7 protein-coding genes are annotated in these 7857 nt (G+C 69.1%); 4 read left to right on the plus strand and 3 right to left on the minus strand.

Annotated elements, in window-relative coordinates:
- Positions 1 to 141 precede the first annotated feature (141 nt).
- Positions 142 to 1242: an FAD-dependent monooxygenase gene (locus ACWELJ_RS32345; protein ID WP_452369877.1), complete on the minus strand. Its 1101-nt coding sequence runs from the start codon at positions 1240 to 1242 to the stop codon at positions 142 to 144.
- 124 nt (positions 1243 to 1366) lie between these two features.
- On the opposite strand from ACWELJ_RS32345, the gene ACWELJ_RS32350 reads away from it, so the two are divergent.
- Entirely contained in the window at positions 1367 to 1573 is a 207-nt protein-coding gene (locus ACWELJ_RS32350) for a hypothetical protein (protein WP_452369878.1), read from the plus strand.
- A 261-nt stretch (positions 1574 to 1834) separates the two neighbouring features.
- Positions 1835 to 3262, plus strand: a complete 1428-nt coding sequence (locus tag ACWELJ_RS32355) for a sugar porter family MFS transporter (RefSeq protein WP_452369879.1) — start codon at positions 1835 to 1837, stop codon at positions 3260 to 3262.
- A gap of 12 nt (positions 3263 to 3274) precedes the next feature.
- Here the strand turns inward: ACWELJ_RS32355 and tuf are convergent, their stop codons facing one another.
- A complete protein-coding gene (gene tuf, locus ACWELJ_RS32360) occupies positions 3275 to 4471 on the minus strand; it encodes an elongation factor Tu (RefSeq protein WP_452369880.1) in 1197 nt (398 codons plus the stop codon).
- 234 nt (positions 4472 to 4705) lie between these two features.
- Here tuf and ACWELJ_RS32365 point away from each other — a divergent pair, with 234 nt between their 5' ends.
- The gene (locus ACWELJ_RS32365; protein WP_452369881.1) at positions 4706 to 6211 is read left to right on the plus strand and encodes a leucyl aminopeptidase; all 1506 of its coding nucleotides are present in this window, start codon (positions 4706 to 4708) and stop codon (positions 6209 to 6211) included.
- Positions 6212 to 6343: 132 nt separating this feature from the next.
- On the opposite strand, the gene ACWELJ_RS32370 is transcribed toward ACWELJ_RS32365, so the two are convergent.
- On the minus strand, positions 6344 to 6679 hold the full coding sequence (locus ACWELJ_RS32370; protein WP_452369882.1) for an oxidoreductase: 336 nt from the start codon (positions 6677 to 6679) through the stop codon (positions 6344 to 6346).
- 507 nt (positions 6680 to 7186) lie between these two features.
- Here ACWELJ_RS32370 and ACWELJ_RS32375 point away from each other — a divergent pair.
- On the plus strand, positions 7187 to 7857 hold a 671-nt coding region (locus tag ACWELJ_RS32375; protein ID WP_452369883.1), incomplete at its 3' end, for a biotin/lipoyl-containing protein.

Below are 7857 nucleotides of genomic sequence, written 5' to 3' on the forward strand. Positions count from 1 at the left end.
TCATCAGGCGCTCCTCGTCCAACCTCGTTTCCCAGGCCCTTGGGGCTCCGGGTCGGTGTCCGTGTCGCTCTGACCTGGAATAAGTTACGTGTTGCGTCGAACCAAAGTCAAATCGCCTCTCTACCTGCAGTTTTCCGGCGACTACGCGGAGGGTTGCGGGGGCTTCCAGCCTTCGAGGGTCCGGCGACTGTTGGAACGGAACATCGCTACCGCGACTTTGTTCGGGATCGCCAGGAATGCGGCGTCCCGTAAGGCGGCGAGAGTCGCCGAGCCCGGGGAGGTCATGCGGGTGCCATGTTTGGACAGAAAGCTCATTCGGGCGACTCGGCTGCGGCGGGCCGCGGAGTAGCGGGCGAGGTCTGGGGCGCAGGCCGCGAGGGTGACGGCATCCTCCAATGCCATGCCCGCGCCTTGGCCGAGGGTCGGCCGCATCGCGTGGGCCGCGTCGCCGAGGAGAACGGCGCGGCCGTTCCAGAGCTGGCGAGGGACGTCGATCTCGAGCAGCTCGTCGGTGACTACCGCCGACCGGTCGGTGGCGGCGATCAGTTTCGGGAGCGGGTCGGGCCAGTCGGTGAAGTAGTCGAGATCGTCGATGCCCGGGAGGCCGGCAGTGAAGACGTAGGTGCGGTCGCCGGTGATGGGAACTACGCCGGCTTCGCCGTGGCGGCCCATGATCACGCCGACCGGGTCGGGGGCGGGGGTGTCGAGGACCCAGCGCCAGGCGGTGATGCCCGTGCGGTGGACGGGGCCGGACTGCGGCCACAGCTGAGTGCGGACCACACTGTTGACGCCGTCGGCGCCGACGATCAGGTCGTACTGGTCCATATCCGAATCGGTTTCGATGCGTCCGTCGGCGTGGACGGCGGTCACGCGGGTGCCCGCGCGGACGCATTCGGCGGGGACGGCGGCCGCGAGGATCGCGATCAGGTCGGCGCGGTGTACGGCGACGAGGCCACCGGTGAAGTCGCTGATGCGGGCATCCACCAATACCCGGCCGCGCTGGTTGCGGGCGAAGGCGCGGCGGTCGGCGACCGCCCCGGCCCGCACGGCCTCACCCACACCGAGCAGGTCCAGGGCCTTCAAGGCATTGGCCGCGAGGGTGATTCCCGCGCCCACCTCGGTGAACCGGGGTGCGCGTTCGTAGACGGTCACATCCCAGCCCGCCGCGCGCAGTGCGATCGCGGCGGCCAAGCCGCCGATTCCGCCCCCGACGACCCCTGCCCTGCCCTTACCTTCGGCCATGATCCCTCCCCGAACGTAGACGTGCCGCGATCGTAAATCTCCGATTCCTCCCGAAGTCGTAGGAGTGCGCGGGATCACGGCACCGAATACCTCCCGACCGGAAATCGAGTGGAGGGCAAGCAGTATGGGTGCAGAGGCGGATCGGAGCGGGGTGTCGAAGGCGGTGTCGGCGGCGGTGGAGGCGGCCAAACGGGGTGATGTGATCGCGGCGCGGCAGTTGCTGGCATTGGCCGACCAGCTGGCGGCCGAGGCGCTCGCGCGGGAGACGGCGCGGGCGAATCGGCCGGGGCGGCTGCGGGTTCCGCGCATACCCGGGTTGCCGCGGCGTTGAGCTGGGGCTCGGGGCAGCGCTCGAAGGATGTGGATCAGCGGCAGCGCGAGGCTCGGCGCGGGACAGCCACCCGGTTCCGAGCCCGGTGTTCGGGTGCTGTGGAACGAGCGACCGGTCCGGCGTTGCGTTGACCGTTGACAGCCATCTCGGCGGCAACAATGGTCGAAGTACGCCGTCTGACGGGGTTTGTGCGTCATCTCGGCCGAACCCGCAGAGGATGGCCCGGGCTCCCACGGCCCGGGTCCGGACGAAGGAGTCGGCGTGAATTCATCGGTGGGGTCGCGAACCTCGGACGATCAGGAGCGCGGGGCCGACAGCCTGGTCTACGTCGTGTTCATCACCGCGGCGGCCGCGATGGGCGGATTCCTGTTCGGATACGACAGTTCCGTCATCAATGGCGCGGTCGAGGCCATCCGCGGTCGATACGACATCGGGTCGGCGACGCTGGCGCAGGTGGTGGCGATCGCGTTGATCGGGTGCGCGGTGGGTGCGGCCATCGCCGGGCGGATCGCGGACCGGATCGGGCGCATCTGGGTGATGCGGATCGCGGCGACGCTGTTCACGGCGAGCGCGATCGGGTCGGCGTTGCCGTTCGCGCTGTGGGATCTGGCCATGTGGCGCGTCATCGGCGGCATCGGGATCGGGATGGCCTCGGTGATCGGGCCCGCGTATATCGCCGAGGTGTCGCCGCCGGCGTATCGCGGGCGGCTGGCCTCGTTCCAGCAGGCGGCCATCGTGATCGGCATCGCGACCTCGCAGCTGGTGAACTTCGCGATCCTGAAGATGGCGGGCGGTGAGCAGCGCGGGAATCTCGGGGGGCTGGAGGCCTGGCAGTGGATGCTCGGGGTGATGGTGATCCCCGCCGGGCTGTACGGGCTGTTCTCCTTCGCGATTCCGGAGTCGCCGCGGTATCTGATCTCGGTCGGCAAGCTCGAGAAGGCCAAGCAGGTGCTGGCCGAGGTCGAGCGCGGCGAAGGGGACCTGGACGCCCGGGTCGCGCAGATCCAGCTCGCCATGCACAGCGAGCACCGGTCGACGTTCAAGGATCTGCTGGGCGGGGGGTTCGGGTTCCTGCCGGTGGTATGGATCGGGATCGGGCTGTCGGTGTTCCAGCAGCTGGTCGGCATCAATGTGGTCTTCTACTACTCGGCGACGCTGTGGCAGTCGGTCGGCATCGATCCGTCCAGCTCGTTCTTCTATTCGTTCACCACCTCGATCATCAATATCGTCGGCACCGTCATCGCCATGCTGCTGGTCGACCGGATCGGGCGGAAACCGCTGGCGCTCATCGGCTCCACGGGCATGGCCGTCGCGCTGGGGTTGGAGGCGTGGGCGTTCTCGGCCAAGACCGGGTCCGGCGAGAGCGTGTCGCTGCCGCACGCGCAGGGCATCGTGGCGCTGGTCGCGGCGCACTGCTTCGTGCTGTTCTTCGCGCTGTCGTGGGGTGTGGTGGTGTGGGTGCTGCTGGGCGAGATGTTCCCGAACAAGCTGCGCGCGGCCGCGCTGGGTGTGGCGGCGTCGGCGCAGTGGATCGCCAACTGGGTCATCACGGCCAGCTTCCCCAGCCTCGCGGATTGGAATCTGTCGGGGACGTACGTCATCTACACGGCGTTCGCGCTGCTCTCGATTCCGTTCGTGCTCCGGTTCGTTCCCGAGACCAAGGGCAAGGCGCTGGAGGAGATGGGTTAGCGGTCGCGCGGGCTATTTCAGGATCTTGGTGATCTGGCCCGCGCCGACGGTCCGGCCGCCCTCGCGGATGGCGAATTTGAGGCCGACTTCCATGGCGATCGGCTGGATCAGCACGACTTCCATGGAGACGTTGTCCCCGGGCAGCACCATCTCCACCTGCTTCGGCAGGGTCACCACGCCGGTGACATCGGTTGTGCGGAAGTAGAACTGGGGGCGGTAGTTGTCAAAGAACGGGGTGTGCCGGCCGCCCTCCTCCTTGGAGAGGATGTACGCCTGGCCCTCGAACCGGGTGTGCGGGGTGACCGAACCCGGTTTGATGACGCATTGGCCGCGTTCCACGTCCTCGCGGCGCACGCCGCGCAGCAGCAGGCCCACGTTCTCGCCCGCCTGGCCCTCATCGAGGAGTTTCCGGAACATCTCGATGCCGGTGACCGTGGTCTTGGTGGTCTTCGGGCGGATGCCGACGATCTCGACCTCGGCATTGACCTTCAGCACGCCACGCTCGATGCGACCGGTGACGACCGTGCCGCGGCCGGTGATGGTGAAGACGTCCTCGATCGGCATGAGGAACGGTTTCTCCACCTCGCGGGCGGGGGTATCGATCCAGTCATCCACGGCGGCCAGCAGTTCGGTGATCGTCGCGCCCCACTCCCCCGCCGGGTCGGCCAGCGCCTGGAAGGCGGAGACGCGCACGATGGGGCTGTTGTCGCCGTCGAACTCGTACTCGCTGAGCAGCTCGCTCACCTCGAGTTCGACCAGCTCCAGGATCTCCTCGTCCTCGACCATGTCGCATTTGTTCAGCGCCACCACGATTTTCGGGACGCCGACCTGCCGGGCCAGGATCACGTGCTCCTTGGTCTGCGGCATCGGCCCGTCGGTGGCGGCGACCACCAGGATCGCGCCGTCCATCTGGGCGGCGCCGGTGATCATGTTCTTGATGTAGTCGGCGTGCCCGGGGCAGTCGACGTGCGCGTAATGCCGGTTCTCCGTTTGGTATTCGACGTGCGCGATGGAGATGGTGATGCCGCGCTGGCGTTCTTCGGGGGCCTTGTCGATGGCCTCGAAGGGGGTGAAGGGGTTCAGGTCCGGGTATCGGTCGTGCAGGACCCGGGTGATGGCCGCGGTGAGCGTGGTCTTGCCGTGGTCGATATGGCCGATGGTGCCGACATTGACATGCGGCTTCGTCCGCTGGAATCTCGCCTTCGCCACTGGAACCTCCCGCGCGCCCGTCGATTCCAGGGTAGGGAGGACGAGGGCTCGAAGAGCTGGAAATCGGGCGAAACGGACGTCGAGGACTGTTGACGAAAACCGGTCCCGACCAGAGGTTTTCCGCGAATTCGCCGGGCGGTCAGCGCGCGCCGGGCGCCCCGGCGGAACCAGGCCGTATCGACGCGGTTCGCGCCCAACCGGCCGCGGCCGGGGCGGCGCAGTAACGTGGCAGCTATGACAGCTGTTGCAGATCGTTCGCTCGGGCCGGAACTCGTTCGCACCGAGGGCATCGGTGAGGCCGATGTCCTGGTCATCGGACTCACCTCGTCGGAGGACGGGCCGGTCATCGCGCCCGCCGACGCCTTCGAGGATGTGCTGGACGGCGACACCCGCGACGCCCTGCTGAGCGCACTGCGGGCGGTCGGGGCCAAGGGTAAGGGCGAGGAGGTCACCAAGGTGCCCGCGCCCGCCGGGCTGGGCGTGGACTTCGTGCTGGCGGTCGGGCTCGGGGCGGCCGACAAGCTCGACGCCGAGCAGGTGCGCAAGTCGGCCGGTGCGGCCGGGCGGGCGCTGACCGGGGTGACTACCGCGGTCACCACCCTGTCGGGCCTGGATCTGGGCGCCGCCGCCGAGGGGTTCTACCTGGGCGCGTACCAGTTCACCGCGTTCAAGTCCGCCAAGAGCGCGCCCAAGTCCGAGGACCAGCCGGTGCAGCGGGTCGAATTCCTGGTGCCCGCACCGGGATTCGGCGAAGAGGAGCTGTTCCGGGCGCAGGCCATCGCCGAAGCCGTCGCCACCGCACGCGATTTCGTGAACACCCCGCCCAGTGACCTGTTCCCGGCCGAATTCGCCAACCGCGCGGCCGAACTGGCCAAGGCGGCCGGTCTCCAGGTCGAGATCCTCGACGAGACCGAACTCGAATCCCACGGCTACGGCGGCATTCTCGGCGTCGGCAAGGGCTCCTCGCGGCCGCCGCGGCTGATCCGCATCACCTACCCGGGCGGCGACCCCAAGGTGGCGCTGATCGGCAAGGGCATCACCTTCGACACCGGCGGCATCTCCATCAAGCCCGCGCAGTCCATGGAGAACATGACCTCCGATATGGGCGGCGCGGCGGCGGTCATCGCCACCACGCTGCTGGCGGCGCGACTGAGCCTGCCGGTCACCGTCATCGCCACCGTGCCCATGGCCGAGAACATGCCCTCGGCCACCGCGCAGCGACCCGGCGACGTGCTCACCCAGTACGGCGGCACCACCGTCGAGGTGATCAACACCGACGCCGAGGGACGCCTCATCCTGGCCGACGCGCTGGTGCGCGCGGGCGAGGACGAGCCGGACTACATCATCGACGTCGCCACCCTCACCGGTGCGCAGATGGTGGCGCTGGGCACCCGCACCCCGGGCGTCATGGGCACCGAGGTGTTCCGGGACCGGGTGGCGCGCATCTCGCAGGGCGTCGGCGAGAACGCCTGGGCCATGCCGCTTCCCGCGGAACTGCGCGCCGACCTGAACTCCAAGATCGCGGATCTGCAGAACGTCGCACCGCACCGCTGGGGCGGCATGCTGTCGGCGGGGTTGTTCCTCAAGGAGTTCGTGTCCGAGAGCGTGCAGTGGGCGCACCTGGATGTCGCGGGTCCGGCCTACAACACCGGCGGACCGTTCGGTTACATCGGCAAGGGCGGCACCGGTGTCCCGGTGCGCACGCTGATCGCCACGCTCGAGGACATCGCCGCGGAGTAACCGCGACGCGCGTCGACGGCGCGTGAAGAGTCGAGCAACGCCCGCCCCGCTTCGGCGGTGGCGGGCGTTCGCGTTGGCGCACAGCGCCGGTGCGCGTGTCGCCGCACATCTTGCGGCCCAGGGTCCGCGGGCTCAAGCCCATTGGGCGGTGCGGCGTTCCAGGATGCGGCGGCGAGCCTCGTAGTCGCGCATGCGCTGGGGGTAGCCGACGCGGCGGGCGTCGTAGACCGGGATACCGAGGGCGCCCGAGAGGCGCTGCGCTCCGCGTTCGCCGACCACGCGGCGGGTCCATTCGCCGTCGTGCGCGACCAGCAGCACCGTGACATCGGTGACCGTGGTGCGCGGCTCGACGAAAGCCTCCACGCCGTAATGGTTTCGCGTCCAGGCCGCGAGATGGGCCATGTCGGCCGGATCGGCCTCGCCTCGGCGCGCGCTGCCGCCGCGCCCGAACAGATCCAGGAAACCCATTCCCGTCAACCTCCTCTCCGGCTTCGGAAAACCGCCGGATACTTCGATAGTGCGCAGCTCACGCCCGCTTCGCCAGACGATCGGCGATTTCCATAGCAGCTGCACAGAATCCCTTCAGAATCGACTCAGCGGGGCCGCGATATCGACTCAGCGGGTCCCGCGATATCGAGCTCGGCGGGGGCGCGGGATCCGGTCAGCGGCACGCCGGGAAGGACCCGGCGGCGCAAACGTGATACGTGTCATGGCATCCCGCTATTTCACCCTCGTGCCGTGGCGTTCGACGCTCACGCCGGGAAATGTGGCGTAGAGAGGTCGGCACAACCGCCGCCCTGTGACACGCCGCACCCGGACGAGTGCAAGGATGGGTGGCTGGAACAAGAACCAACACGGATCTCCGGTGCCATCACCCCTGCGATGGCCGTCCGGGACGACACCGCGACCCGCGGTGCCACGCCCGCGGAGAGACGAACTGTTTAACCCGACGAGCAGTCAGAGGAGTCAACGGACATGACCTTCTCCGTCCAGATGCCGGCTCTTGGTGAGAGCGTCACCGAGGGCACTGTGACCAGGTGGCTGAAGAAGGAGGGAGACACGGTCGAGGTCGACGAGCCGTTGCTCGAGGTCTCCACCGACAAGGTCGACACCGAGATCCCGTCCCCGGCCGCCGGCGTTCTCGTGAAGATCGTCGCCCAGGAAGACGATGTCATCGAGGTCGGTGGCGAGCTCGGCGTGATCGGTGAGGCCGGTTCCGCTCCGGCCCCGGCCGCCGCCCCGGCTCCCGCCGCAGCCCCTGCCCCGGCCCCCGCGCCGGCGGCTCCCGCCCCGGCCCCGCAGCCGGTCGCCGCCGCACCCGCCCCGGCTCCGGCCGCCGCGCCCGCCCCCGCCGCTGCCGCCTCCGGCACCCCGGTCAAGATGCCGGAGCTCGGTGAGTCCGTCACCGAGGGCACCGTCACCCGCTGGCTCAAGCAGGTCGGCGACCAGGTCGCCGTGGACGAGCCGCTGCTCGAGGTCTCCACCGACAAGGTCGACACCGAGATCCCGTCGCCGGTCGCCGGCACGCTGCTGGAGATCTCCGCGCAGGAGGACGACGTGATCGCCGTCGGCGGTCAGCTGGGTGTCATCGGCAGCGGCGCTCCCGCGGCCGCCCCGGCCCCGGCTCCCGCGCCCGCTCCGGCCCC

Source organism: Nocardia sp. NPDC004582 (genome assembly GCF_053602115.1).

Excerpts from the sequence above, each read along its gene's own strand:
- ACWELJ_RS32345 (WP_452369877.1), bottom strand. The coding sequence starts at position 1,242 with ATGGCCGAAGGTAAGGGCAGGGCAGGGGTCGTCGGGGGCGGAATCGGC.
- ACWELJ_RS32350 (WP_452369878.1), top strand. The coding sequence starts at position 1,367 with ATGGGTGCAGAGGCGGATCGGAGCGGGGTGTCGAAGGCGGTGTCGGCG.
- ACWELJ_RS32365 (WP_452369881.1), top strand. The coding sequence starts at position 4,706 with ATGACAGCTGTTGCAGATCGTTCGCTCGGGCCGGAACTCGTTCGCACC.
- ACWELJ_RS32370 (WP_452369882.1), bottom strand. The coding sequence starts at position 6,679 with ATGGGTTTCCTGGATCTGTTCGGGCGCGGCGGCAGCGCGCGCCGAGGC.